Origin of the sequence: Achromobacter ruhlandii (assembly GCF_002082135.1) — a bacterium.
Classification (GTDB): Bacteria; Pseudomonadota; Gammaproteobacteria; order Burkholderiales; family Burkholderiaceae_B; genus Achromobacter; species Achromobacter ruhlandii.
In genome coordinates this window covers 2,164,022-2,188,651 of the sequence record NZ_CP017433.1, presented here as the reverse complement: position 1 = coordinate 2,188,651, position 24,630 = coordinate 2,164,022, and the positions used below count along the sequence as shown (strand labels likewise).

Below are 24,630 nucleotides of genomic sequence, written 5' to 3'. Positions count from 1 at the left end.
GCGCGCATGCTTGCGTGTGTTCAACCGCATCCTTGCACCCTTGCCGGCCGACATCCGCACGGCCCGTGTTGACCTTTCACCGACCTCTGCCCGCGCGCGTCAGAGATCGCGCGTCTCGCGCACTTGCCTGACTTCGACGCGGGCGCCGCCCTGCGCGAAGCTCAGGTCCAGGCCCTGCCCCGCCGCCAGGCTGGCGGCATCGCGCACGATGCGGCCGTCGGCGTCCCGGGCGATAGCATAGCCGCGCGCCAGCGTGTTGCCTGGATCGAGCGCGCGCAGTTGCGCCCCGGCCGCGGCCAGTTGGTCGCGGCGCCGCGCCAGCAGGCGCGCATGCGCCTGGCCCAGTTGACGCGTCACGGCGGCCAGGCGTTCAGCGCCGCGGCGGGTATCGGGCACGCGATGCGCCAGGCGCTGCGCCAGCAAGTTGACGCGGGCGCCGCGGCGCGCCTGCGGACCGGCCCAGGCCGAGGCCAGGCGGTAACTCAGGCCGTTCAGGCGTTCCCGCTGGTGTTCCAGGCGCTGGGCCGGCGACACCAGTTGCGCGGTGGCGCGGTCCAGCCGCTGCGCCGCGCGTTCCAGGCGGCGCTGCTGCCCGCGCACCAGCGTCTCGGCCGCGTACATGACGCGGCCCAGCAGTTCCGAACGCGGCACGCAGGCCAGTTCGGCCGCCGCGGTCGGCGTGGGCGCGCGCACGTCGGCAACGAAATCGGCGATGGTGAAATCGGTCTCGTGACCGACGCCGCTGATGGTGGTGATGGCGCTGGCATCGATCGCGCGCGCCAGGTCCTCGTCGTTGAAGCTCCAGAGGTCCTCGATACTGCCGCCGCCGCGCACCAGCAGCAGCGTATCGACTTCGCCGCGGGCGTTCGCCAGGCGGATCTGCGCGGCCAGCCGGCCGGCCGCGTCGGCGCCCTGCACCGGCGCCGGGTAGATGATGACAGGCACCTGGGGGGCGCGCCGGGCCAGCGCCGACAGGACGTCGCGCAATGCGGCGGCGTGCAGCGAGGTGATCACGCCAATGGCGCGCGGCAGCGGCGCCGGCTCGCGCTTGCGCGCCGGGTCGAACAGGCCCTCGGCGTCGAGCTGTTCCTTCAGGCGCAGAAAGGCCTCGTACAGATTGCCCAGGCCGGCGCGGCGCATGGCATCGACCTGCAACTGGTAGTCGCCGCGCGGCTCGTACAGCGACACCCTGGCCCTGATTTCGACCTGGTCGCCAGCGCGCGGCACGAAACCCACCGCGCTGGCGCGGCCTCGGAACATGACGGCGCGCACCGCGGCGCGGCTGTCCTTGAGCGTGAAGTACCAATGCCCGGAAGCCGCCTGTGTGAAGTTGGAAATCTCGCCGCGCACCCACAGCGCCGGGATGCTGCGCTCCAACAACTGCCCCACTGCTTGGTTCAGCTGGGCAACCGTCAGGATATCCCGCGCAAATACGTTGTTTGTGACCGCAAGTTCAATTGTCATAAGGCTTTCCGATGCGTACCTGTCCACAGGGCATACGTAGCGGGCCGCAATGATACCGCGTCCGGGCATTTTTGCCGCGACTGGCCCGAAAGCCAGCAAATTCGACCTAAAGATATGATTTTTATGGAAATTCCAGCCACGCAGCGCTGCTCGAAATGGGAGCAAACAAGCGCAAGCCCTGTGCCGACAAGCGTTCCGGGGAAGTTTTGCACAGAATTATCCACAAATTCTGTGGATAGTTTCGGCGGTCGGCCGCCCTTGCCACTTCCCCGCCGCGCCGTTACAGTTCCGGCTTGATCAGATGCCGGCGCGTGGCCCCGACCGCCCCCGGCCCTCTCCCCTGGAGTCGACCGTTTTGCTTTCCATCTTGCGCGAGGCCGGCTGGCCCATCTGGCCCCTGCTGGCGACTTCCGTGCTGGGCCTGGCGCTGATCTTCGAGCGCTTCCTGTCGCTGCGCCGCAGCCAGGTCATGCCGCGCGGCCTGAACGAGCAGGTCGCCGAGATGCTGCGCAACCGCCAGGACAGCCCCGAGGCCCTGAACCGCCTGGAACGCAATTCCCCGCTGGGCCGGGTGCTGGCCGAGGTCATGCGCCATCGCCACCTGCCGCGCGAGGAACTGCGCAACGTGGTCGAGGACACCGGCCGCGCCGTGGCCCACGACCTCAGCCGCTACATTCCGGCCATCGGCACCATTGCCGTGGTGGCGCCGCTGATGGGCCTGTTCGGCACGGTCGTCGGCATGATCGAAATCTTCGGCTCATATACGCCGGGCGGCGGCGATCCGGCCCAGCTGGCGCGCGGCATTTCCATCGCGCTGTACAACACCGGCTTCGGCATCCTCATCGCCATTCCCGCCATGATCGCCCACCGCTACCTGCGCGGTCGGGTCGACGGCTACCTGAACGCCATGGAAATCTCGGCCGCGCGCCTGGCGCGCGCCGTCTCGCCCGCGCCGCGCGAGGATCGCCCATGAATTTCCGGGGCTCCCGGGGCGACCGCGACGAGCTGGACATCAACCTGATCCCGCTCATTGACGTCCTGCTGGTCATCCTCATCTTCCTGGCCGCCACCACGTCCTTTGCCCGCTTCACGCAACTGAAGGTCACGCTGCCGCAGGCCTCGTCCGAGCAGGAAACCCCGCCGGCGCTGGAAGTGGCCATCAGCCAGGACGGGCGCTACGCGCTCAACGGCACCCTCATCGACGTGTCCACGCCGCCCGAGATCGCCGAGGTGCTGCGCCAGGCGGCGGCCGGCAAGACGGAACCGCTGGTGGTCATCAACGCCGACGCCCAGGCCACCCACCAGTCCGTGATCAACGTGATGGAGGCGGCCCGTCTGGCGGGCATCGGCCGCGTCAACTTCGCCGCCCAGACCGCCCGGTGAGCGCGCCGTCCTCCAAGGCCTCGCTGCTTGCGCGCCAATGGCAGCACGGCGGCTGGCTTTCCACCCTGCTGCGGCCGCTGGCCGCCCTCACCGCCCGCGTGGTGGCGCGCAAGCGCGCCGATTACCGCGACGGCCGCAAGACGGCCTATCGGGCGCCTGTGCCCGTGGTGGTGATCGGCAACATCTACGTGGGCGGCACCGGCAAGACGCCCATGGTCATTGCCACCGTCGACGCGCTGCGCGCCCGCGGCTATACGCCCGGCGTGGTCAGCCGCGGCTACGGCGTGAAACTCGGACCGCAGGCACGCGTCGGCCAGGGCGAACTGGCCGCGGCGCAATTCGGCGATGAGCCGGCTTTGATCGCGCGCGCCACCGGCGCGCCCGTGGCGGTGCATCCGCGCCGCGCGCTGGCGGCCCAGGCGCTGCTGCGCGCCCATCCCCAGGTGGACGTGATCGTTTCCGACGACGGCCTGCAACACCTGGCACTGGCCCGGGACGTGGAAATCGTGGTGCAGGACCAGCGCGGCGTCGGCAACGGCCGCCTGCTGCCCGCGGGCCCCTTGCGCGAACCCGCCAACCGGCTGCGCGAGGTGGATGCGGTGATCACCAATATCGGCGGGCCCGACGGCCACGCAACGGCGCCCTCCGGCCCGGGGCCGCGCCAGGTCTCCATGTGGCTGGACCCCGATGACGCCCGCCAGATCGAGGGCGGCACGCGCCGCCCGCTGACCGCCTTCGCCGGCCAGCCGGACGTGGCCGCGGCCGCCGGCATCGGCAACCCGGAACGTTTCTTCACCACGCTGCGGACCCAGGGCATCACGCTGGCGGCCACGCTGCCCCTGCCTGACCACCACGACTACGCCACTTCGCCCTTCCAGGCGCTGGCCGCGCGGACCATCCTGGTCACGTCCAAGGACGCCATCAAGTGCGCCGCGTTGCATGACGCGCGCCTGTGGGAAGTGCCGGTGCGGGCCGGCTTTTCCGACCCGCGATTGTTCGACTGGCTGGCGCAGGCGCTGCGCCAGCGCGCCCCGCGACAGCCTTCCTAGAAGAAGGCCGAACGCGCCGCGGCCGGACGCCGCGCGTACTCCGCCAGACCGCGCTTGCGGGCAGCCGCCGCGCGCAGCCGCAGCACCGCCAGGGGCGCATGCACCGCCAACAGCAGCAACGCCAGCGCCAGCCAGATGACGCGCGCCAGCGATGGCCACGGATCGTCCAGCGAACGCCGCGCATCGACGTCGACGACCGTCGCGCCGGACGCCTCGCGCCCGACCGCGGTGACCACGCCGCCGGCCTGGAACGGCCGGGCCCCATCGGCCGCCAGCATCGCGGTCTGGTGGCCCCACGACTGCAGCAGATCAGGCATGTTGTCGCGCGGCGGCAGTTGGGGCAGATCGGCGTAGCGGCCCGGCCACACCTGCAGGACCACGCCGCCGCGCTGGCGCGCCATCAGATCATTGCCCGCGCGCGCCAAGGCCTCGCGCACCTGCGGCTCCATGCTGCTCCTGGCCAGGTCGCGCAGCAGATCGGCGGCGCGCGTGATGATGACGCCATCATCGGCATTGCGCTGCTGCTTCAAGGCCCCGCCCTGTGCCAGCCGCAACAGTGCCAGCCAACTGTCCGGCTCGTCGCGCGCCAGCATCAGGCTGTCGACTGTCTCGGCCTTGAGGCGGTCGCACTCGGCGATGGCCTGGCCGGTGGCGGCCTCGCAGGCCAGCTCGATCGTCAGCACCAGATCGGTCACGCGGTTCACGGTCACTGCCGACACATTGCGGGCGTTGTAGGCGGCCAGCGGATTGCCGGCCATGCTGCCGTAGATCTGGTTGCGGACCAGCATGTCCATCATCGGATTGGGCCGGGTCTTCAGGAAAGCGCCCGAATACAACGCCAGCGCGGCCGGCGCCAGCCGCAGCTCGTCGGCCTGGATCGCATCGCCCTGCCAACGGATCCGCTCGCAGTCGAAGCGCACCTCGTCCTGACGATACGCATCGGGCTGGAACTGGCAGCGGCCCATCCCCTTCAAGGCCACCACGTCGCCAGGCGCGGGCGGGTCCTGCGCCAACGCCGTGGCCGAGTCGTAGACGCGCGGCTGGAAGCCGCGCGCCCAGGCCGACGTCAGCGCGACATCGCCGCGCAGATCGTCGCCGCCGACCAGGCCGAACGCCGCGCCGGCGATCAGCCCCGCGAGCGCCAGTGTCACATGGCGGCCCCAGGCCACCGGCGGGAACAGGCGCTGCTCCTCATCCACGGAAAAGCGATTGCCCAGGCGCAACACGGCGTAGTCCTCCACCCGCAGGTCCACGTCGACGCGACCATCCTCCGGCAGTTCCAGGTTGGCGCGCCAATGATCGGGCAGCGTCACCGGCAGCTTGTCGCCCAGGAACAACTGGGTCGACACGGCCTGCGCATTGGCCGGGTTGGTCAGCACGATTGCGTTCAGTTCGCCACGCACCCGGTTTACTTTCTGCGCCGCGCCCAACGGCCGGCGGCGCCAGGTCAGCCAGACGGCCAGCAGCGCGGGCGCGGCGGCCGATACAAGCCACGCCAGGCCGCCGCCCGCCGCGGCCACGCCCAGGCAGACGAACGCCGCCAGCCACAGCATGGCGGGCCAGAAGGCGATGCCGGCCGGACGGCGCCAGGCGATCTCGGCGGGCGTTTCCTCGCGCTGGCTAAGGATCTCGACCCGCATGGCCTCGGCGAACTCGTGCTCGGCCTGGACGTCCGGCGTCTGGCCCGCGCCATCCGCGGTGACCGCGTCGGCATCGACCACGTTCTGCATCTCGCCCAGCTTGCCGCTGGACCATTGCTGGTTCTGCTTCTGCCGGCGCGCCTCGCGCTCGCGGCCGCCGACCAGGTCGAATTCGCCGTTCAGCGCCACCACGATGGCGAATTTCTCCGTCAGCACCACTTCGGCCTGATTGTCCTCGCGCAGATAATCGCGCGCGTCGTAAGGCAGCACCACGTCGACGCCGCCCAGCGTGTCGTGCAGCGTGGCGGCGCCGTGGCTCGATTCCAGCCCGTGCCGCACGAAGGCGCCGCGCAGCGGGAACACGCCGTCATTGAGCAGCGCGACGCTTTGCGTGGGCTTGGCGGGCCGCACCAGGAATGGCTGCACCAGCGCCTGCTCCTCGGCGCCAAGGCGGCGCAACGGCTGGCCTTCGCGCTTGAGCTGGCGCAGTGCGTCCTTGTTGCCGCTGCGGCGCGCCATGTAGGTGATGGCGCTGATGACCGTCCAGGCCAGGATGATGAGCATCAGCCCGATGCGGATGGTGTTGAAATCCATTGTCGTGTTTCCTCTTTCCTCACGTCGCGGCGGATCATAGCCATCATCCGTCCCGAAATTTCGGGCACGGGGCATCAAAACATGACAACAATTAACAAAACACGTAATTCGATCCTCCTGCAGCCGTCATTTCCGACGCACCAGGCGGCCCGGCGCGGGCTGCGCCCGCCCAAACTGTTTTAGAATCCCGGTCATGGAATCCCGCCTTCTCGACATCCTCGTCTGCCCCCTGTGCAAGGGCCGCCTCGAACACGACCGGACCCGGGCCGAACTGGTCTGCCGCGCCGACCGCCTGGCGTTCCCGTTGCGCGACGGCATTCCCGTCATGCTTGAATCCGAGGCGCGTTCGCTGGACGACGCCGCCGCCGCGTCCTCCTGACCCGCCCCGCCGTGAGCTTCATCGCCCTGATCCCGGCGCGCACCGCCTCGACCCGCCTGCCCGACAAACCGCTTGCCGACATCGCCGGCAAGCCGATGGTGGTGCGCACGGCCGAGCGCGCGGCGCAATCCGGCGCCTCGCAGGTCTACATCGCCACGGATGACGCGCGCGTCCAGCATGCCGCCCAGGCCCACGGCTTGCGCGCCCTGATGACGCGCGGCGACCATCCCACCGGCACCGACCGCCTGGCCGAGGCCGTGGAACAGCTGGGCCTGCCGGACGACGCGATCGTCGTCAACGTGCAGGGCGACGAGCCGCTGATCGAACCCGAACTCATCGACGCCGTGGCCGCCCGCCTGGCCGACAGCCCGGAGGCGGACATCGCCACCTGCGCCTGTCCGCTGGCCGACGCCCAGGCGCTGTTCAACCCCAATGTGGTCAAGCTGGTCTGCGCCGTCGACGGCCGCGCGCTGTATTTCTCGCGCGCGCCGATCCCGTGGGCGCGCGACGCGCTGGCCGGCGGCGAACGCGTGCTGGCCGAGGGCCTGCCCGCCTGGCACCACATCGGCCTGTACGCCTACCGCGTGTCATTCCTGCGCCGCTACCCGACCCTGCCGCAAGGCGCGCTGGAACGGTTCGAGTCGCTGGAGCAACTGCGCGCGATGGAGCACGGCCACGTCATCGTCGTCCATCGGGCGTCGCATCCTCCGGCCGCCGGCGTAGACACCCCGGCCGACCTGGAACGCGTTCGCTTGATCTACAGCAATCGTCTATAAGGGTTATTTCGCATGGCGCGGCCCCGCAGAGGCTGTTGCGTTGCGGCATAATCGCTCGGATCACAAAAATTAAACCCCATTCAGGAGCACTCATGCGTCTCATCTTGCTCGGACCTCCCGGCGCCGGCAAAGGCACTCAGGCCGCGTTTCTCACCCAGCATTTCGGCATTCCCCAGATCTCCACCGGCGACATGCTGCGCGCGGCGGTCAAGGCCGGCACGCCCCTGGGCATCGAAGCCAAGAAGGTCATGGATGCCGGCGGCCTGGTCTCGGATGAGATCATCATCGGCCTGGTCCAGGATCGCCTGAAGCAGCCCGACTGCGCCAACGGCTACCTGTTCGACGGGTTCCCGCGCACCATTCCGCAAGCCGATGCGCTCAAGAGCGCCGGCGTCAAGCTGGACTACGTAGTCGAGATCGAAGTCCCCGAAGAAGACATCATCGAACGCATGAGCGGCCGCCGCGTGCACCAGCCCAGCGGCCGCAGCTACCACGTGCGCTTCAACCCGCCCAAGGTCGAAGGCAAGGACGACGTCACCGGCGAAGACCTGATCCAGCGCGACGACGATCGCGAGGAAACGGTGCGCAACCGCCTGAACGTGTACCGCCAGCAGACCCGTCCGCTGGTCGACTACTACTCGTCCTGGGCCCAGCAGAACCCGGCCGACGCGCCGAAGTACCGCAAGATCTCCGGCGTCGGCGCGGTCGAGGAAATCAAGTCGCGCCTGTTCGACGCCGTCAAGAGCTGATCGGCGCTTCGCAGGCCCAGGCCTTCGGCGCCGGCCGGACGCGACGCGTTCCGCCCCCGGCCCGAAGGCCTTTTCGCATCCGGCGCCCGGCGCGCCGTTTTCATCCCTTGAATTGATCTGGTGGTAGAAACATGGAAATCGCGAACAAGGTATTCATCGTGACCGGCGGCGCATCCGGCCTGGGCGCCGGCACCGTGCGCATGCTGGTGGCCAACGGCGCCAAGGTCGTTATCGCCGACCTGCAGGACGGCCCTGGCGAGGAACTGGCCAAGGAACTGGGCCAGCGCTACGTGCACTGCGACGTGACGCAAGAGGCCGACGGCCAGCGCGCCGTTGCCGCCGCCAAGGAACTCGGCACCCTGTTCGGCCTGGTCAACTGCGCCGGCGTGGCGCCGGCCGCCAAGATCGTCGGCAAGAACGGCGCGCACCCGCTGGACCTGTTCCAGAAGGTCGTGTCGATCAACCTGATCGGCAGCTTCAACATGATGCGCCTGGCCGCCGAGGCCATGAGCGGCAACACGCCCGAGCCCACCGGCGAGCGCGGCGTGATGATCAACACGGCCTCGGTCGCCGCGTTCGACGGCCAGATCGGCCAGGCGGCCTACGCCGCCTCCAAGGCCGGCGTGGCCGGCATGACCCTGCCGATCGCCCGCGACCTGGCCAAGACCGGCATCCGCTGCATGACGATCGCTCCCGGCATCTTCGGCACGCCGATGATCTTCGGCATGCCGCAGGAAGTGCAGGACTCGCTGGCCGCCAGCATCCCCTTCCCCGCCCGCCTGGGCCGCCCGGAGGACTACGCCAAGCTGGTGCACGCCATCATCACCAACGACATGCTGAACGGCGAGACGATCCGCCTGGATGGCGCCATCCGGATGCCGCCGAAGTAAAAATGCCCCCACGCTTCGCCCCCTGCGGGGGCTCTCTGCCCCCCGAGGGGGCTTTTTCCCCTTGGGGCGGCCCGGCGGGGAAAAGCCATCCTTTGAAGTGCCCAGGCCTGCAACGGTCCTTCCCTTCGAGGAAGGCTATTTTCCATTGACGGCCGTCCGCCTCCATCCAGTCACCCCCATGAGCCTGTTCCGTTCCGCGGCCACCGTCAGCAGCTTCACCCTGCTGTCCCGTATTTCCGGGCTGGTGCGCGACATCCTGGTGGCGCGCGCCTTCGGCGCCGGCCCCATCACCGACGCCTTCTGGGTCGCCTTCCGCATTCCCAACCTGTTGCGCAGGCTGTTCGCCGAGGGCGCCTTCGCCCAGGCCTTCGTGCCGATCCTGGGCCATGCCCGCAACAACCGCTCCGAAGCCGAGGTCCGCACCCTGCTGGACCGGGTGGCGCTGCTGCTCACCGCGGCCCTGATGGCGATCACGCTGATCGGCATCATTGCCGCGCCCTGGGTGGTGTCGGCCATGGCCAGCGGCCTGCGCGGCGCCGCGCGCGACACCGAATTTGGCGCCGCGGTGTGGATGACGCGGGTGATGTTTCCCTACATCTTCTGCATGTCGCTGATTGCGTTCGCCTCGGGCGTGCTCAACACCTGGCGGCGCTTTGCCGTGCCGGCCTTCACGCCAGTGCTGCTGAACCTGTCCATGATCGCCGCCTGCCTCTGGCTGGCCCCGTGCATGGACGTGCCGGTCTATGCCCTGGCCATCGGCGTGATGATCGGCGGCGTGGCGCAACTGGCCGTGCAATGGGTGGCGCTGGCGCGGCTGGGCCTGACGCCGCGCTTCTCGCTGCGCTTTCGCGAAACCTGGGCCGACCCGACGGTGCAGCGCATCCTCAAGCAGATGGCGCCCGCCACGCTGGGCGTGTCGGTGGCGCAGATTTCGCTGCTGATCAACACCAACATCGCCACCTGGCTCACGCCCGGCAGCGTTACCTGGCTGTCGTTCGCCGATCGCCTGATGGAATTCCCGACCGCCCTGCTGGGGGTGGCGCTGGGCACGGTGCTGCTGCCGAGCCTGTCGGCCGCCCACGCCCGCGACGACCATGGCGGCTACAGCGCGCTGCTCGACTGGGGCCTGCGGCTGGTGCTGCTGCTGGGACTGCCAGCGGCGGTGGGCATGGCGCTGCTGTCGGACGGCCTGGTGGCAACGCTGTTCCACTATGGCGCGTTTTCGGCGCAGGATGTGCTGCAGACCCGGCTGGCCGTGATTTCCTATTCGGCCGGCCTGATCGGCCTGCTGGCGGTGAAGATCCTGGCGCCCGGCTTCTATGCCAAGCAGGACATCCGCACGCCGGTGAAGATCGCCATCGGCGTACTGATCCTGACCCAGTTGATGAACCTGGCGCTGGTGCCGCTGCTGGCCCACGCCGGCCTGGCGCTCGCCATCGGTCTGGGCGCCTGCCTGAACGCGCTGGCGCTGCTGATCGGCCTGCGCCGCCGTGGCGTCTACCAACCCGGCAGCGGCTGGGGCCGCTTCACGCTGCGGCTGATCCCGGCGCTGGCGGCGCTGGCCGCCTTGCTCGTCTACGCTGATGGCCGTATTGACTGGATCGGCCTGCAAGCCCATTCCGGCCACCGCGCGCTGTGGCTGGGCGGCGTGCTGGCGGCGAGCGGGGCGGTCTACTTCGGCATGTTGTTACTGTTTGGGTTCCGTCCCCGAGACTTCGGACGCCGGGCCGCTCGATGATTTTCGGCGTTTTCCCCGCCATCTCCGCAAAAAGCCGGCCAGCCGCCGGCTTTTTTTGCATTTGATTCGTCAAGAATTGACAAGCACCCGGTAATCTTTGGTAAAAAACCTTTATTATTTACAAATTGCCATCGAAAGGATTCCCGTCCGGCCTCCGCCGGGCGGCGTGATGAAGTGAAGTACGCCCAAGGACACCCCATGGCGGACCAAGTAATCAATTGGTTGCTGCTGCTGCGCTCCGGTAAAGCGACGGCGCAGGACTACAACGATTTCCTGGCGTGGCGCGCAGCAGATCCTCTCCATGAGAATGCCTGGCAACAATTGACGGGCACATTGACAGGATCGAACTTCGGCCGGTTGGGCGACGCCTACCCGGCCGGCTATGCCACGGCAGCCCCGCCACCGCTGATTTCCGCTCCGCCGGCCCCCACGGCCGTCGGCGTGCCGCCGCGTCGCCGCTTCCTGGCCGGCTCGCTCGCGCTCGCCAGCGCCGGGGCCTGCGCCGCCTACGTGGGCAATGCCTTCTATCCGCTGAGCAATGTCGCGGCCGATGCCGCCACGGCCACCGGCGAGCGCCGCCGCTACATCCTGTCCGACGGCAGTCAGCTGCTGCTGGACGCCCGCAGCCGCGTCAACCTGGATTTCTCCCCCGCCTACCGCCAGGTGCGCCTGCTGGACGGCGCCGTCACGGTCTCGGTGGCGCCCGACGCCCGCCGGCCGTTCCTGGTCCAGACCGCCGAGGGCACCGTGCGCGCGCTGGGCACCCGCTACATGGTGCGCCAGCAGGCCCAGCGCACCGTGGTGGTGGTGCATGAACACGAAGTCGTGGTGGAAACCATGGCCGGTGCCCACGGCATCGTCCGCGCCGGCACTGGCGCGCGTTTCGACGCCTCGCGCATCGATACCCCGCGCGCCGAACTGATGGCCGAGGCCGCCTGGGAAGCCGGCTGGGTCGATGCCCGAGGCCGCCCCCTGGCCGAAGTCATTGCCGCCCTGCGCCCCTACCGCAGCGGCACCCTGCGGGTCTCCATGGCCGCCGGCGGCCTGCCGGTGTCCGGACATTTCCCGCTGGACGATACCGACGCCGCGCTCGATGCGCTGCAGGACCAGATGCCGATCCAAGTGCGGCGCTATACCCCCTGGTTCGTGTCGATCAACGTCGCGACCTGACCACGGTCGCCGACGCGCGGCTGTAACGAAAAGCCGCTTCGTTGTATACTCAGTACCGTATTTTTATCCAGTAGGCGCGGCAGGGCCACCATCAGGCGTTGATCACGGGTCGATCCCACGGCTCCCATCGATGCCCATCAGGTCTCCAGCCCGGGTGCCCAACCCGGGACCTGCGGCCCGAGGGGTTTTCCTCGCAGCGCCCCCGCCCGGTTGACGGGCGCCTCATCGGCAGACACGGCATTTAAAGCTTGCAATCCCCCGGGGACTTGCTAAAATGTTCGACTTTGCCGAATTCAACTTACATAGCAACATGGCCAATACCGCCCAAGCCCGCAAGCGCGCTCGCCAATCCGTTGAGCGCAACAAGCACAATTCCAGCCTGCGCTCGATGCTGCGCACCGCCATCAAGCGCGTTCGCCAATCCATCGCCGCCGGCGACAAGGCTGCGGCTGGCGAAGTGTTCCAAAAGGCCTCCAGCGTGATCGATCGCGTGGCCGACAAGAACATCATCCACAAGAACAAGGCCGCTCGCCACAAGAGCCGCCTGGCTGCCGCCATCAAGGCGCTGGCCTAAGCCATTCTGCCGCTCCGCCAAGCGGAGCGTCATGAATACGGCAAATGAAGAAGGATGCCCACGGGCATCCTTTTTTGTTGCCCGCTTTTGTTGCCTGCTTTTGTTGCCCTTTTTTTTGCCGGGCGCTTTTGCGTGGTACGTTAGTCCGCGCTTTTGCCTGATACCTTAGCCCGGCGCTTTTGCCTGTCGTTGTTGCCCACCCGTGTTTTTTGAGCGGCCCGTCACTGCGGCCGAGCCGCCAGCCGGGCGCGCATCTGCGCGGCTTCGTCCCGCAGCATGGCGGTGAAGGGATCAACCAGCGGATTCTTGGGACGATGCTCCGGAAACACCAGGTTGACCCGGAACGGAAACGACCGCCGCAGCGGCCGCAGGTGCAGGCCACGGCCGACGAAATCGAGCGCGGTCAGCGGATTGACGATGGCCAGGCCGAGCCCCTGGCGCACGAACGCGCACACCGACACCGCCGTCGGCGTCTCGATGATGGCGCGCCGCAGGACGCCCTGGGCCGCGAAGGCCTCGTCGATCTGGATGCGATAGGGATCGCTGGACGACAGGCTGACGAACGGTTCGCCGGAGAAATCGGCCAGATCCAGGGCGGCCCGCGCCAATAGCGGATGGCCATCGGGCAACACCGCGACCTCATCGACCTCCACCAGCAGCTCCAGGCGCGTGCCGGCCGGCTCCAGCTCATGTTCGGTCAAGCCCAGGTCGTAACGCTGGGCCGTGAGCCATTCTTCCAGGAACGGCGACTCCTGCGCCTCCAGCGCCAGGCTGACGCCCGGATGGGCCTGGCTGAAGCGGCGGAACGCCCCCGGCAGCAGCGAATGCGAAAACGCCGGCAGCGCGATCACGGCCAACTGCCCATCCTGGAACGCGCGCAGGCGCGCGGCGGTCGAGGCGACACGCTCCAGCCCCGCATACGACTGCCGCACCTCGTCATACAGCGCCAGCGCCGGCATGGTGGGCCGCAGGCGGCCACGCACACGCTCGAACAACGCGAAGCCGATGGCCTGTTCCATGCGTGCCAGCTCGCGGCTCACGGTGGGTTGCGACGTGAACAGCAGATCGGCGGCCTTGGTGACGCTGCCGGCGATCATCAGGGCGCGGAACACTTCGACATGGCGATGGGTCAGCATGCTGAGTCCATATCAAGAATGAATCGATGTGGAAAATATAAGCATTTTACTGGATGACCCACGTCGGGCATCATGCCCGCCTCCCCCTTCTTTCCCGCTACAAGGTTCATCCGCGATGGCTTTCGATCCGCGCCAGCTCACCCAACTCGCCGCCGAGCACGGCACCCCGCTGTGGGTCTACGATGCCGCCGTCATCCGCGAGCGCATCGCCCAGCTGCGCCGCTTCGACGTCATCCGCTACGCGCAGAAGGCCTGCTCCAACCTGCACATCCTGCGCCTGATGCGCGCCGAGGGCGTGATGGTGGACGCGGTGTCGCTGGGCGAGATCGAACGCAGCCTGGCCGCCGGCTTCGAGCCCGCGGGCGAGCCGGCCGGCGTGGTGTTCACGGCCGACCTGATCGACCACGCCACCCTGGCCACCGTCATCAAGCACGGCATCACCGTGAACGCCGGCTCGCTCGACATGCTCGAACGCGTCGGCCAGCACGCGCCGGGGCACCGCGTGTGGCTGCGCATCAACCCGGGCTTCGGCCACGGCCACAGCAACAAGACCAACACCGGCGGCCCGCAAAGCAAGCACGGCATCTGGATCGACGACGTCGCGGCGGCCATCGGCATCGTGCGCCGCTACGGCCTGAAGCTGGTCGGCATCCACATGCACATCGGCTCGGGCGTGGACTATGGCCACCTGTCCAGCGTGTGCGACGCGATGGTCGACGTGGTCGCCTCGCTGGACCACGACATCGAGGCCATCTCGGCCGGCGGCGGTCTGTCGATTCCGTATCGCGAGGGCGAGCCGCGCATCGACTGCGACCACTACTTCGCCCAATGGGACGCAGCCCGCAAGCGCATCGAACAGCGCCTGGGCCACCAGGTGCGCCTGGAGATCGAACCGGGCCGCTTCCTGGTGGCCGAGGCCGGCGCGCTGGTGGCTGAAGTGCACGCGATCAACCGCCGCCCCGAGCGCGATTTCGCGCTGGTGGACGCCGGCTTCAACGACCTGATGCGCCCGGCCATGTACGGCAGCTACCACCGCATCTCGGTGCACGCGCCGGACGGCGCCACGCCGCCGACGGCCGAGACCCGCGTCGCCGTGGCCGGTCCGCTGTGCGAATCGGGCGACGTGTTCACGCAGGACGCCGGCGGCGTGGTCTCGGATCAGTCGCTGCCGCGGCCGCGCATCGGCGACTTCCTGGTATTCCACAATGCCGGCGCCTATGGCGCGTCGATGTCCTCGAACTACAACACCCGGCCGCTGGCGGCCGAAGTGCTGCTGGACCGCAACGAGGCGCGCCTGATCCGCCGCCGCCAGACGGTCGCCGACCTGCTGGCGCTGGAGCAGTAAGGCAAGGCGCGGCCGTGGCGAACGCGACGGCCGCGAGATCAGGCAGGATCAGGTGGGGAAGGCCTCGCGCAACGCGAAGGTGGCCTGCTTGAACACACCCAGGTCGGTGCCGACCGCGACGAAGTGCATGCCCATGTCCAGGTAGCGGCGCGCATCGGCCTGCACCGGCGCCAGGATGCCCACCGCCTTGCCCTGCGCGCTGACGCGCTGGTACAGGTGGCGAATCGCTTCCTGCACTTCCGGGTGGCCCGGGTTGCCCAGATGGCCCAGGGCCGCGGCCAGGTCCGACGGGCCGATGAAGACGCCATCCACGCCCTCGACCGCGGCGATCGCATCGACCGCCTCGATGCCCGGCCGGCTCTCGATCTGCAGCAGCACGCAGATGTTGTCGTTGATGGTCTTCAAGTAATCCGGCACGGTGCCGTAGCGGTTGCTGCGTTGCATGCCGGCCACGCCGCGGATACCCTGCGGCGGATAGCGTGTGGCGGCCACGGCGCGGCGCGCGTCGTCCTCGGATTCGATGAAGGGGATCAGCAGGTTGTAGAAGCCGATGTCGAGCAGGCGCTTGATCTCGACCGGATCATTCCAGGTCGGCCGGCCGATGGCGGCGCTGGCGCTGCCCTGCAGGGCCTGCAGCTGCTGCAGGAACATCGGCACGGTGTTGGGCGAGTGCTCGCCGTCCAGCAGCAGCCAGTCGAAGTCGGCCAGGCCCGCGACTTCCGCGGTGATGTGGCTGGACATGCACATCCAGAAACCGATCAGGCGCTCGCGCGCCAGGATGCGTTGGCGAAAGCGGTTGGGCAAGGGTGAAGTCATCGCTGCGTGTTTCCCATCGTATTGAACCCCCGGCGCCGCCCGGCGCGCGGGGGGAGTTGATACAGAACGCTAGTCCATGCGGGCGCCGGAGGCCTTGGCCGCCGCGCCCCATTTGGTGATTTCGGATTGGACGAAGGCCGAGAACGCCTTGGGGTCGTCGCCCACCACCACGAAGCCTACGCTTTCCAGCTTCTGCCGGATATCCGGTGAAGCCAGGGCTTTGACGGTCGCCTGGTTCAGCCGCTGAATGACGGCCGGCGGCGTCTTGGCCGGCGCCGACAGGCCGAACCATGATTCGGCGGCGAAGCCCGGATAGCCGGACTCCGCGACCGTGGGCGTATCCGGATAGGCGGGATTGCGCTTGGCGCTGGCCACCGCCAACGCGCGCAGCTTGCCGGACTTGACCTGCGGCAGCAGCGTGTCCTGGTTCAGGAACATCACCGAGACACGGCCGCCGATCATGTCGGTGATGGCGGCGGCGCCGCCCTTGTAGGGCACGTGCACCAGGTCGATCTTGGCGGCCTGCTTGAGCATCTCCATGGCCAGGTGGCCCGACGACCCATTGCCCGAGCTGGCGTGGGTGTACTTGCCCGGATTGGCGCGCACCAGCTTGATGAAGTCGGCGAAGTTGGTGGCCGGGAAATCCATGTTGGCCACCAGCACGTTGGGCCCGGTGGCCAGCAGCGAGATATGGGCGAAGTCGCTGTCGCGGTACGGCATGCTCTGGTAGAGCGAATAGCTGATGGCGTTCGAGCCCACCCCCGACAGCAGCAGCGTGTAGCCGTCGGGCTCGGCCTTGGCGACCACATCGGAACCGATGTTGCCGTTGGCGCCGCCCTTGTTCTCGACCACCACGCTCTGCCCCAGTTCCTTGGACAGCTCGGCGGCCAGCAGGCGTCCGACCGCGTCGGTGCTGCCGCCCGCGGGGAATGGCACGATCAGCTTGACCGGCCGTGTCGGCCAGTCCTGCGCCAGCAGCAGCCCCGGCGCGATCGCCGTGGCCGCGCCCAATGCCAGCGCGGCCAGTCCCAGCCGGCGGCGCGCCGGCGATGTCTTGTGTTGCATGGTTGTCTCCTTGTCGTGTTTTTCTAATGCTTGCCGCCCGATGGCCGGGTCGGTGAATCAACGCGCGGACAGGCCCGCGCGGCGGGGAAAACGTCATGCGACCGGGCGGAGGGCTCAGTCCAGCAAATACGGCACCGCGGCCCGCTGGCAGATCTCGCGCAGGCGCGTGGCGAGGGCGGGCGGGATCGGGATGCCCTGCTCGCGGCGGCGCGCGCGCTCGGCGGCCTCGGGTTCGCCGGCCACCAGCACCGGTTCGTCGGGCCGCGCCGGCGGGGTGTCGTGCAGCGTGTCGATCAGGTCGTCCATGTCCGACTCGAACGAGCCGCTGGCGCGGAAGGCGTCGGGATTGAGCGCCAGGAAGAAGTGGCCGACGTCGTCCGGTTCGCCGGGACGGCGCGTGACGTTGCGGCGCGCCGCCAGCGCGCTGCCGCTGAGCGTGCCGCCCAGGATCTGCGCCATCATCGCCAGGCCATAGCCCTTGTGGCTGCTCATGGCCGGCGTGCCGCCCAGCGGCGTCAGCCCGCCCTCGGGATGCTTGAAGATGAACTGCATGGCGGTGTCGGCGGCGGTGACGGGCTCGCCCCGCCCGTCCACCGCCCAGCCCGGCGGCAGCGGCTTGCCGAGGAAGTCGTAGACCTTGACCTTGTTGGCCGCCACGGTGGTGGTGGCCATGTCGAGCACGAACGGCTCGTTGTGCGCGGCCGGCGCGCCGAAGGCGATGGGGTTGGTGCCCAGCATCGGCATGGCGCCGCGCGTGGGCACCATGATGACGCCATTGGCGCTGCTGGTGACCAGCCCGACCACGCCGCGCTCGACCGCGATGCGCGCATAGACGCCAGCCGCGCCGAAGTGATGCGAATTGCACACTGACACCGCGCCCACGCCATGCTCCAGCGCCTTGTCGACGGCCAGGTTCATGGCCTGCGCCGATACCGGATAGCCCAGCCCGCCCATGCCGTCGAGCAGCGCGCTGGCGCCGCCGTCGCGCACCACGCGCGGGCGCGCGTCGAGCTTGAGCGTGCCGGCGCGCAGCTTTTCCTCGTATGACGGCAGCATCGAGATGCCGTGCGAATCGATGCCCAGCAGATCCGTCTCGGCCATCAGGCCGGCGGTGATGGCGGCCAGGTCGGGCGCCATGCCCCAGGCCTGCAACACGATCAGAATCTGTTCACGCACCTGCCCCGCCGATGCCGCTGTTCCTGCCGAACCATTGCCTTGCACGCGATGTCTCCTGCTGTTGTCAGTGTGAAGCTCCCGGACGGCGCGAGCGGCCGGTCAATCGCGTTCGCGGTCGACCAGCCGATGGCGGGCCTGGCCCAGGTGGAATTGCATGGCGACCCGGGCGCGCTCGCCGTCCTGGGCGCGGATCGCGTCGAGGATGGTGGCGTGCTCGTCGAGGACGCGCTGGGCGCGCTGGCGCGACCCGGTGCGGGTCAGGTTGAGCGTCAGGCGCATGAAGCCGTTGATGGACTCGTGGATGCTTTCCAGCACCCCGAGATAGAAGTCGTTGCCGGTGGCCTCGGTGATGCTGGCGTGGAACGCCAGGTCGGCCTCGGCCGACATCTGGCCGCGCGCCAGGCTGTCGGCGAAGGCGGCGTGCGCGGCCTCGATCTTGTGCAGTTGCTCGTCGGTGCGGCGCAGCGCCGCGAGCCGCGCGGCGTCGCCCTCGAGCGCCACGCGCAATTCCTGCGCGCGCAGGTAGGCGCCGACATTGCCGACATCGCTGAAGGCCGTCAGGCGCGGCGCCGGCTGGTGGCTGACGAAGGTGCCCAGGCCCTGGTGCGCGGTGATGAGGCCGTCGGCGCGCAGCCGCAGCAGCGCTTCGCGCACCACCGGCCGCGACACGCCGAAGCGCTCGGAAATCTCGTTCTCGGAAGGCAGCTTGTCGCCGACGTTGAGATTGCCGGCGACGATCTGCTCGAAGATCTGGCCGTACAGTTGGTCGGCCAGCCGCACGCGATGGCCGCGTTCCAGCACCAGCGCGCCCATGGCGTCCGGCTCGGCGGACGCGGACGGCGCGGAGGGAGGCGATGCTTTGGGTCGGGCCACGAAATCTCCTGGGGCGTATCGACAGCGCTCATCGTACCGCCGATGCGGCGGGCGCGGTCGTCAGGCCGCGACGGCTTCGCGGTCCCACTCGGCCAGCGCGCGCGCCACCGGCGCGACCCGCTCGCGCTCGGCGCTGGAAATACCGGTCAGCAGCGGCAGCATCGGACCCATGTCGGCCACGCCCGACAGGGTCACGGCGTCGTGCAGCACACGGATCGGGCTGATCGCGTCGCGGCAGTCCTCCAGGCCCAGGTAGTGGGCCCGCACCGACTCGGCCTCGTCGTGGCGGCCTTCCTTGAGCAGGCGCAGCAGGCGCATCGAGCCGCGCGGCGCCACGCAGACCGAGCCGGAGGTGAAGCTCTTCAGGCCGAAGTCGCGGTAGTGGACGATGGCCGGGCGCTCGCCGATGCCGCTGACCACGCGATTGGCGTCCACGCTTTGCAGCAGCGCCGACAGGTAGGCGTCGCGCGCCGGGTCCTCGCGCACCACGGCGTACTTGAACGCGACGATGCGGTCTTCCTCGACCAGGCGCGCCGCCGTGGCCGGCGCCAGGTAATCGGCGGACTTGATGTAGACCACCGCGGGCTTGCCCAGCGCGTCGGTGAAGCGGCGCACGCCGTCGGCCAGGCCGGCGTCGGTGTAGGGAAACGACATCGGCAGCAGCATGGCCGTGGGAAACGCGCGGCCGCGCAGGATCGCCGCCTGGTCCATCATCTTGCCGAAATCGGGGCCGACCGACGGCAGGATCCAGGTGTCCGGCCCGGCCAGCGCGGCCAGCATATCGACGATGCGCGCGTATTCGCCCACGCCGACGTTGTAGAAGTTGGCATTGCCGCCGTACATCACGTTGCGCACCCCGCCCGCCTCCAGGTGCCGCAGCAGGGCCTGGTTGGCGGCTTCGTTCAGCGACAGGTCGGCATGGCGCGCCAGCGGCGGGACCGCGATGACGGAACGCTGCAGGTCCTGCACGGTGACCGGGGAGGTTTTCATGGCGGGTCTCCTGGCGAATTCCGAGGGGGAATCCAGTTGTTAGATGAGTGGCTTGGAAAAAGTATACTTGGTTGACAAGTAGACCCTCAATACCTATATTCGTTTTACAAGTCATCGGCATTACGACGGCAAGGCGCGACAGACGCCGGCAGCATTCAGACCCGGGCCCCGGCCTGGCAGGAACACCCCACAAACGATGCGCGGCCACGCGCACACGAGGAGACGACTTCCATGCTTGCAGCCCCCTTGCGCGGCCGCCTGGCCCTTGCCGCCTGTCTGGCGGCGGCAGCCCTGTTGCCCGCCGCCGCGCGCGCCGCCGACTATCCGGCGCGCGACGTCAGGATCATCGTGCCCTTCCCCGCCGGCGGCACCGCCGACATCGCCGCGCGCGTGGTCGCGGCCGAACTGGGCAAGGCCTGGGGCAAGGCGGTGGTGGTGGACAACAAGGCGGGCGCGGGCGGCAACGTCGGCACCGCCGAAGCCGCCCGCGCCACGCCCGATGGCTACACGCTGCTGATGGGCACCGTCAGCACCCATGCCATCAACCAGTCCGTTTACGCCAAGCTGCCCTACGACCCGGTCAAGGACTTCACGCCGGTCACGCTGGTGATCCCGGTGCCCAACGTGCTGGAACTGAATCCGGCTTTTGCCGACAAGCACGGCATCCGCAGCGTGGCGGACCTGATCAAATACCTGAAGGCCAATCCCGGCAGCGTCAACATGGCCTCGACCGGCAACGGCACCTCGACCCATCTGTCGGGGGAACTATTCCAGACCATGACAGGCACCCGCATGACGCACGTGCCCTACAAGGGCAGCAGTCCGGCCCTGACGGATGTGATGGCGGGGTCGGCCGACCTGATCTTCGACAACCTGCCGTCGTCGATGGGCTTCATCAAGGGCGGCAAGCTGCGGCCGCTGGCGGTCACCACCGCCACGCGCTCGCCGGCGCTGCCGGACGTGCCGACGCTGGCCGAGGCCGGCGTGCAAGGCTACGAGGCGTCCAGCTGGTTCGGCCTGCTGGCCCCGGCGGGCACGCCACAACAGATCGTCGACAAGGTCCAGCGCGATGTCGCCGCGGCGCTGCGGCAGGCGCCGGTGCGCGAACAATTGCAGGCCCAGGGCGCGACGCCGTCGGGCAACACGCCGGCGCAGTTCACCCAGTTCATGGCGCGGGAAACCGTCAAATGGGCCGCGGTCGTGAAGCAATCGGGCGCCAAGGTCGACTGACCCGCGCCGATCCGGGCCCGGCCGCCACGCGTGGGCGCCGGGTTCTTCATCATCACGCGAACCAGGAGACACCATGAACAGATCGATCAGCGCGGTCGCGCTGTCCGCCGCCCTGCTTGCCGGGCCGGCGGTCCACGCCGCCGGCTATCCCACCAAGCCCGTCACGATGATCGTACCGTTCGTGCCGGGCGGCTCGTCCGACATCACGGCGCGCAGCGTCACGCCGGGGCTGACGAAAGCGCTGGGCCAGACCTTCGTGGTCGAGAACAAGCCGGGCGCCAACAGCGCCATCGGCGCGCAGGCGCTGGCCCGCGCCACGTCCGACGGCTACACCATGATGGTCGGCTCGATCGGCACCTTCGCCATCAACGAGGCGCTGTACAAGAACCTCTCGTACAACCCGAGCAAGGACTTCGAGTACCTGACCCAGGCGGTGCGCAATCCCAACGTGCTGGTGGCCTCGCCGTCGTTCCCGGCCAGCACGGTGGCCGAACTGGTCGACTACGCCAACAAGAATCCGGGCAAGGTGTCGTACGCCTCGTCCGGCACGGGCTCGTCCGACCACCTGTCGGCGGTGATGTTCCGCCAGCGCACCCAGACCTCGGGCGTGGACGTGCCGTACCGTGGCGGCGGCGCCGCCATCGCCGACCTGATCGGCGGCCAGGTCAACGTGTCGTTCCAGAACCTGGGCGCGGTGCAGACGCACATCAAGGCCGGCAAGCTCAAGGCGCTGGCCATCACCGGCGACGCGCGCGCGGTGGACCTGCCGGACGTGCCGACGCTGGCCGAGGCCGGCATCAAGGACATGGTGGTGTATTCGTGGCAGGGCTTCGCGGTGCCCAAGGGCACCCCGCCGGCCGTGGTGCAGCAGCTGACCAAGGCCCTGCAGACCGCCCTGCGCGATCCGCAAACCGAGAAGACGCTGCAGGGCCTGGGCTTCGAGGTCGTGGCGAACACGCCGCAGCAGTTCAGCGCGTTCCAGCAGGCCGAGGTCAAGCGCTGGAAGGACGTGATCCAGAAGGCCAATATCCAGCTGGAGTAAGGCTGCTTGAGATGGGCTGCTTGGGGCGGGCTGCCTTGGGCAGCCCGATTCTAGCCCGCCGCTCAAGGGCGCGGCGCGGGAGGGCTCCCGCGGCCCGCGCCCTCTCAGCCGGATTCAAGGCCGGATCAAGTAGCATGAAGGTTTCGCCACCCACCTGTACGACAACATGACCACCAAGCATCGCATCATCCAGGTCGGCTCGCTGGCCGGCTCGCCCTCCGCCAACCAGCGCCTCGCCGAGCGCTACGACGTCATCGAGCTCTGGAAGCAGCCGGATCGCAAGACGGCCCTGGCCGAACTCGGCAAGGGCGTCACCGCCGTCGTCACCTCGGCCAACTTCGGCGCCAACGCCGAACTCATCAACGCCCTGCCCGACCTGAAGGCCATCTGCAGCTGGGGCGTGGGCTACGAGACCATCGACGTGCAGGCGGCGCATGCGCGCGGCGTGCAGGTCAGCAACACGCCCGACGTGCTGACCGACTGCGTGGCGGACCTGGCCTGGGGCCTGATGATCGCAGGCGCCCGCCGCATGGGCCAGGGCGAACGCTTCGTGCGCGCCGGCCAGTGGGGCCAGGTGCACGGCAGCATTCCGCTGGGCCAGCGCGTCAGCGGCAAGAAGCTCGGCATCGTGGGCCTGGGCCGCATCGGCGAGGCCATCGCCCGCCGCGGCATCGGCTTCGATATGCAGGTGCGTTATCACAACCGCAGGAAGCGCGACGACGTCGACTACGGCTACGAGGCCTCGCTGACCGACCTGGCGGCCTGGGCCGACTTCCTGGTCGTGGCCACCGTGGGCGGCCCGGCCACGCGCCACCTGGTCAATCGCGAGGTGCTGGAAGCGCTCGGCCCGCGCGGCATCATCGTCAACATCGCGCGCGGCCCGGTAATCGACGAGGCCGCGCTGGTGGCCGCGCTGGAGGCCGGCAAGCTCGGCTGCGCCGCGCTCGACGTGTTCGAGCACGAGCCCAAGGTGCCCGAGGCCCTGATCAAGAGCGACCAGGCGGTGCTGCTGCCTCACATCGGCAGCGCCACGCTGGAAACACGCCAGGCCATGGAAGATCTGATGCTGGAGAACCTGGCGGCGTATTTCGATACCGGCCGCGTGATCACGCCGGTGGATTGACGCGGGCGGGAACGGCGGCGCGCTCAGCGCCGTCGGCGTTCACGCAAGTGGCACCAATACGGGCAACACGACAGGTCCGCCACACAAACGAAAAAGCCTCTCGGCGCCCATACCGAGAGGCTTTCGACTTCCAGGCCCGAAGACCCGTCCGTCGTGCAAAGGAACTGCCGGACCTCGCGATCCGATGCTGCGTGACTGCCTTACTTCGCGGGCGCCGTGGCGGTGCCCGATTTGTCCATCTTGGCGGCGCCCGATTTCTCGGTGCCCTGCTTGGCGGACGTTTTGTCGGTCTTGTGATGCTTGTGCTGCGCCTGGGTCTTGGTTTCGCCCGACTTGGTCGTGGCATCGGCGCCCGCCGCGAACGCCGAAGGCGCGGCGGCAAGACCGAGGCACAAGGCCGAAGTGGACAGGAACGCAGCGATACGGGAGTGAGTCGTCATTACATGTACTCCTAATGGTGAAGACCCGAGGGCTGCCCCTCCGGCCTTTCCGACACGGGGCGGCAACATCGCCGCATGACCCGTACTCCGTTGGAACCCGCACCCCGCCGAAGGTTCAGGCGCGGGCCGGAAATTTTCGCGCCCTTTCCGACGTTAACGCTTCGTCATGGGATCGTGACAATCGACCTTCGGCCGGCCGCGTTCAGCTTTCAAACACCAGCAGCGCCACGGTGGCGAACAGCATCGCCGCGAAGCAGGCTCTCAGCTTGCGTTCAGGCAGGCGATAGGCCAGCCGCACGCCCACCGGCACGAACAGCAGGCTGCCCGCCGCCAGCGGCAGGCCCACCAGCCAGTCGGCCCTGCCGGCCCATGAGTACGTCACCAGCGCCACCGCCGAACCGGGAATCACCATGCACAACGCCAGCGCCTGCGCGGTGGTCTGCGACAGCCGGAACACCGTGGTGATGATGGGCACCGCCAGCACCGCGCCGCCCACGCCGAAGAAGCCGCCCAGCGTGCCGCACAGCACGCCCAGCAAGGTGGCGCGTCGCGGCGTGAAGACCGGAGCGTGGCCGCTGCCCTTGGGCGCGCGCCGGGCCGCGCCGGCGCGCCAGGTCTGCCATGCGTAGAACAGCGCGATGAAGAACAGGAACACGGCGAAGCTCAGCCGCAGCACGCCCGACTCGATGCCCAGCGCCAGCCGCGCGCCGACCCAGGTGAACACCACCGCGCCGCCCGCGCCCGCCAGCGCCACGCGGCGGTCGATGCGGGTCTGCTGGTTGTACTTGCGCACCGCCATCATGATGGTCGGCAGCACCATGATCAGCGCGGTACCCTGCGCCAGCTGCTGGGACATGCCCATCAGCAGCACCAGCGCCGGAATCGCGATCAGGCCGCCGCCGATGCCCAGCACGCCGCCCATGAAGCCAATAAGGCCTCCCGCGCCCAGGCACAGGGCGATCAGCAAAAGACTCACTTGGGGCTCCCG

Annotated in this window: 24 protein-coding genes; 14 read left to right on the top strand and 10 right to left on the bottom strand. The window is 68.8% G+C overall.

Annotated elements, in window-relative coordinates; translation table 11 throughout:
- Positions 1–99 precede the first annotated feature (99 nt).
- Positions 100–1,464: an exodeoxyribonuclease VII large subunit gene (gene xseA / locus AruCF_RS09975; RefSeq protein ID WP_049073099.1), complete on the bottom strand. Its 1,365-nt coding sequence runs from the start codon at positions 1,462–1,464 to the stop codon at positions 100–102.
- A gap of 355 nt (positions 1,465–1,819) precedes the next feature.
- On the opposite strand from xseA, the gene AruCF_RS09970 reads away from it, so the two are divergent.
- The 3 genes from AruCF_RS09970 to lpxK are packed head-to-tail and all read left to right on the top strand — an operon-like array spanning position 1,820 to position 3,896.
- Positions 1,820–2,437 (top strand): MotA/TolQ/ExbB proton channel family protein, encoded by a 618-nt coding sequence (locus tag AruCF_RS09970; RefSeq protein ID WP_049073098.1) that lies wholly within the window; start codon positions 1,820–1,822, stop codon positions 2,435–2,437.
- Complete coding sequence (locus AruCF_RS09965; protein WP_049073097.1) at positions 2,434–2,847, top strand: ExbD/TolR family protein; 414 nt, start codon at positions 2,434–2,436, stop codon at positions 2,845–2,847. The genes AruCF_RS09970 and AruCF_RS09965 overlap by 4 nt, the downstream gene beginning before the upstream one ends.
- Entirely contained in the window at positions 2,844–3,896 is a 1,053-nt protein-coding gene (gene lpxK, locus AruCF_RS09960; protein ID WP_049073096.1) for a tetraacyldisaccharide 4'-kinase, read from the top strand. Before AruCF_RS09965 ends, lpxK begins: the two co-directional genes overlap by 4 nt.
- On the opposite strand, the gene AruCF_RS09955 is transcribed toward lpxK, so the two are convergent.
- Positions 3,893–6,130 (bottom strand): IgaA/UmoB family intracellular growth attenuator, encoded by a 2,238-nt coding sequence (locus tag AruCF_RS09955; protein WP_083036689.1) that lies wholly within the window; start codon positions 6,128–6,130, stop codon positions 3,893–3,895. The two genes, lpxK and AruCF_RS09955, sit on opposite strands and share 4 nt — an antisense overlap.
- Before the next feature lie 193 nt (positions 6,131–6,323).
- Here AruCF_RS09955 and AruCF_RS09950 point away from each other — a divergent pair, with 193 nt between their 5' ends.
- The 7 genes from AruCF_RS09950 (at position 6,324) to rpsT (ending at position 12,406) form a co-directional block, all read left to right on the top strand.
- Positions 6,324–6,509, top strand: coding sequence for a Trm112 family protein (locus tag AruCF_RS09950; RefSeq protein ID WP_049073094.1), 186 nt, complete (start codon positions 6,324–6,326; stop codon positions 6,507–6,509).
- A gap of 11 nt (positions 6,510–6,520) precedes the next feature.
- Complete coding sequence (kdsB, locus tag AruCF_RS09945) at positions 6,521–7,285, top strand: 3-deoxy-manno-octulosonate cytidylyltransferase (protein ID WP_049073093.1); 765 nt, start codon at positions 6,521–6,523, stop codon at positions 7,283–7,285.
- A 92-nt stretch (positions 7,286–7,377) separates the two neighbouring features.
- Positions 7,378–8,034, top strand: a complete 657-nt coding sequence (adk, locus tag AruCF_RS09940; protein WP_049073092.1) for an adenylate kinase — start codon at positions 7,378–7,380, stop codon at positions 8,032–8,034.
- Between the two features lie 131 nt (positions 8,035–8,165).
- The gene (locus AruCF_RS09935) at positions 8,166–8,924 is read left to right on the top strand and encodes a 3-hydroxyacyl-CoA dehydrogenase (RefSeq protein WP_006384004.1); all 759 of its coding nucleotides are present in this window, start codon (positions 8,166–8,168) and stop codon (positions 8,922–8,924) included.
- A gap of 178 nt (positions 8,925–9,102) precedes the next feature.
- Complete coding sequence (murJ, locus tag AruCF_RS09930) at positions 9,103–10,662, top strand: murein biosynthesis integral membrane protein MurJ (protein ID WP_049073091.1); 1,560 nt, start codon at positions 9,103–9,105, stop codon at positions 10,660–10,662.
- A gap of 198 nt (positions 10,663–10,860) precedes the next feature.
- Positions 10,861–11,832 carry a FecR domain-containing protein gene (locus AruCF_RS09925; RefSeq protein ID WP_059271500.1) on the top strand — a complete coding sequence of 324 codons (972 nt, stop codon included), beginning with the start codon at positions 10,861–10,863 and terminating at the stop codon, positions 11,830–11,832.
- A 310-nt stretch (positions 11,833–12,142) separates the two neighbouring features.
- Entirely contained in the window at positions 12,143–12,406 is a 264-nt protein-coding gene (gene rpsT, locus AruCF_RS09920; protein WP_006396042.1) for a 30S ribosomal protein S20, read from the top strand.
- Positions 12,407–12,627: 221 nt separating this feature from the next.
- On the opposite strand, the gene AruCF_RS09915 is transcribed toward rpsT, so the two are convergent.
- The gene (locus AruCF_RS09915; protein WP_049073089.1) at positions 12,628–13,542 is read right to left on the bottom strand and encodes a LysR family transcriptional regulator; all 915 of its coding nucleotides are present in this window, start codon (positions 13,540–13,542) and stop codon (positions 12,628–12,630) included.
- A gap of 115 nt (positions 13,543–13,657) precedes the next feature.
- Between AruCF_RS09915 and lysA the strand changes: the two genes are divergently transcribed.
- The gene (gene lysA / locus AruCF_RS09910; RefSeq protein ID WP_049073088.1) at positions 13,658–14,887 is read left to right on the top strand and encodes a diaminopimelate decarboxylase; all 1,230 of its coding nucleotides are present in this window, start codon (positions 13,658–13,660) and stop codon (positions 14,885–14,887) included.
- 48 nt (positions 14,888–14,935) lie between these two features.
- Here lysA and garL read toward each other — a convergent pair whose 3' ends face one another.
- The 5 genes from garL to AruCF_RS09885 all read right to left on the bottom strand — a co-directional run bounded on the left by garL (position 14,936) and on the right by AruCF_RS09885 (position 19,807).
- On the bottom strand, positions 14,936–15,703 hold the full coding sequence (gene garL, locus AruCF_RS09905; protein ID WP_049073087.1) for a 2-dehydro-3-deoxyglucarate aldolase: 768 nt from the start codon (positions 15,701–15,703) through the stop codon (positions 14,936–14,938).
- Between the two features lie 69 nt (positions 15,704–15,772).
- A complete protein-coding gene (locus AruCF_RS09900; RefSeq protein WP_049073086.1) occupies positions 15,773–16,768 on the bottom strand; it encodes a Bug family tripartite tricarboxylate transporter substrate binding protein in 996 nt (331 codons plus the stop codon).
- Positions 16,769–16,882: 114 nt separating this feature from the next.
- Complete coding sequence (locus tag AruCF_RS09895) at positions 16,883–17,989, bottom strand: Ldh family oxidoreductase (protein ID WP_049073085.1); 1,107 nt, start codon at positions 17,987–17,989, stop codon at positions 16,883–16,885.
- 54 nt (positions 17,990–18,043) lie between these two features.
- Positions 18,044–18,757 (bottom strand): FadR/GntR family transcriptional regulator, encoded by a 714-nt coding sequence (locus AruCF_RS09890; protein ID WP_049073084.1) that lies wholly within the window; start codon positions 18,755–18,757, stop codon positions 18,044–18,046.
- A 120-nt stretch (positions 18,758–18,877) separates the two neighbouring features.
- The gene (locus AruCF_RS09885; RefSeq protein ID WP_049073083.1) at positions 18,878–19,807 is read right to left on the bottom strand and encodes a dihydrodipicolinate synthase family protein; all 930 of its coding nucleotides are present in this window, start codon (positions 19,805–19,807) and stop codon (positions 18,878–18,880) included.
- Between the two features lie 231 nt (positions 19,808–20,038).
- Between AruCF_RS09885 and AruCF_RS09880 the strand changes: the two genes are divergently transcribed.
- The 3 genes from AruCF_RS09880 (at position 20,039) to AruCF_RS09870 (ending at position 23,202) form a co-directional block, all read left to right on the top strand.
- Entirely contained in the window at positions 20,039–21,037 is a 999-nt protein-coding gene (locus tag AruCF_RS09880; RefSeq protein ID WP_049073082.1) for a tripartite tricarboxylate transporter substrate binding protein, read from the top strand.
- Between the two features lie 73 nt (positions 21,038–21,110).
- Positions 21,111–22,079: a Bug family tripartite tricarboxylate transporter substrate binding protein gene (locus tag AruCF_RS09875; protein ID WP_049073081.1), complete on the top strand. Its 969-nt coding sequence runs from the start codon at positions 21,111–21,113 to the stop codon at positions 22,077–22,079.
- A 166-nt stretch (positions 22,080–22,245) separates the two neighbouring features.
- Positions 22,246–23,202 (top strand): 2-hydroxyacid dehydrogenase, encoded by a 957-nt coding sequence (locus AruCF_RS09870; protein WP_049073080.1) that lies wholly within the window; start codon positions 22,246–22,248, stop codon positions 23,200–23,202.
- Positions 23,203–23,402: 200 nt separating this feature from the next.
- Here the strand turns inward: AruCF_RS09870 and AruCF_RS09865 are convergent, their stop codons facing one another.
- Together AruCF_RS09865 and AruCF_RS09860 are read right to left on the bottom strand one after the other, a co-directional pair.
- Positions 23,403–23,642, bottom strand: a complete 240-nt coding sequence (locus AruCF_RS09865; RefSeq protein WP_049073079.1) for a hypothetical protein — start codon at positions 23,640–23,642, stop codon at positions 23,403–23,405.
- Between the two features lie 202 nt (positions 23,643–23,844).
- The gene (locus AruCF_RS09860) at positions 23,845–24,618 is read right to left on the bottom strand and encodes a sulfite exporter TauE/SafE family protein (protein ID WP_049073078.1); all 774 of its coding nucleotides are present in this window, start codon (positions 24,616–24,618) and stop codon (positions 23,845–23,847) included.
- Positions 24,619–24,630: the final 12 nt, after the last annotated feature.

What these genes read in the sequence shown, in the direction of transcription:
- AruCF_RS09950 (WP_049073094.1), top strand. Translation starts at nt 6,324, where the DNA reads ATGGAATCCCGCCTTCTCGACATCCTCGTCTGCCCCCTGTGCAAGGGC.
- AruCF_RS09865 (WP_049073079.1), bottom strand. Translation starts at nt 23,642, where the DNA reads ATGACGACTCACTCCCGTATCGCTGCGTTCCTGTCCACTTCGGCCTTG.
- AruCF_RS09935 (WP_006384004.1), top strand. Translation starts at nt 8,166, where the DNA reads ATGGAAATCGCGAACAAGGTATTCATCGTGACCGGCGGCGCATCCGGC.
- rpsT (WP_006396042.1), top strand. Translation starts at nt 12,143, where the DNA reads ATGGCCAATACCGCCCAAGCCCGCAAGCGCGCTCGCCAATCCGTTGAG.
- garL (WP_049073087.1), bottom strand. Translation starts at nt 15,703, where the DNA reads ATGACTTCACCCTTGCCCAACCGCTTTCGCCAACGCATCCTGGCGCGC.
- AruCF_RS09915 (WP_049073089.1), bottom strand. Translation starts at nt 13,542, where the DNA reads ATGCTGACCCATCGCCATGTCGAAGTGTTCCGCGCCCTGATGATCGCC.
- murJ (WP_049073091.1), top strand. Translation starts at nt 9,103, where the DNA reads ATGAGCCTGTTCCGTTCCGCGGCCACCGTCAGCAGCTTCACCCTGCTG.
- AruCF_RS09925 (WP_059271500.1), top strand. Translation starts at nt 10,861, where the DNA reads ATGGCGGACCAAGTAATCAATTGGTTGCTGCTGCTGCGCTCCGGTAAA.
- AruCF_RS09890 (WP_049073084.1), bottom strand. Translation starts at nt 18,757, where the DNA reads ATGGGCGCGCTGGTGCTGGAACGCGGCCATCGCGTGCGGCTGGCCGAC.
- AruCF_RS09880 (WP_049073082.1), top strand. Translation starts at nt 20,039, where the DNA reads ATGCTTGCAGCCCCCTTGCGCGGCCGCCTGGCCCTTGCCGCCTGTCTG.
- adk (WP_049073092.1), top strand. Translation starts at nt 7,378, where the DNA reads ATGCGTCTCATCTTGCTCGGACCTCCCGGCGCCGGCAAAGGCACTCAG.
- AruCF_RS09870 (WP_049073080.1), top strand. Translation starts at nt 22,246, where the DNA reads ATGACCACCAAGCATCGCATCATCCAGGTCGGCTCGCTGGCCGGCTCG.
- xseA (WP_049073099.1), bottom strand. Translation starts at nt 1,464, where the DNA reads ATGACAATTGAACTTGCGGTCACAAACAACGTATTTGCGCGGGATATC.
- lysA (WP_049073088.1), top strand. Translation starts at nt 13,658, where the DNA reads ATGGCTTTCGATCCGCGCCAGCTCACCCAACTCGCCGCCGAGCACGGC.
- AruCF_RS09965 (WP_049073097.1), top strand. Translation starts at nt 2,434, where the DNA reads ATGAATTTCCGGGGCTCCCGGGGCGACCGCGACGAGCTGGACATCAAC.
- AruCF_RS09875 (WP_049073081.1), top strand. Translation starts at nt 21,111, where the DNA reads ATGAACAGATCGATCAGCGCGGTCGCGCTGTCCGCCGCCCTGCTTGCC.
- AruCF_RS09900 (WP_049073086.1), bottom strand. Translation starts at nt 16,768, where the DNA reads ATGCAACACAAGACATCGCCGGCGCGCCGCCGGCTGGGACTGGCCGCG.
- AruCF_RS09885 (WP_049073083.1), bottom strand. Translation starts at nt 19,807, where the DNA reads ATGAAAACCTCCCCGGTCACCGTGCAGGACCTGCAGCGTTCCGTCATC.
- AruCF_RS09955 (WP_083036689.1), bottom strand. Translation starts at nt 6,130, where the DNA reads ATGGATTTCAACACCATCCGCATCGGGCTGATGCTCATCATCCTGGCC.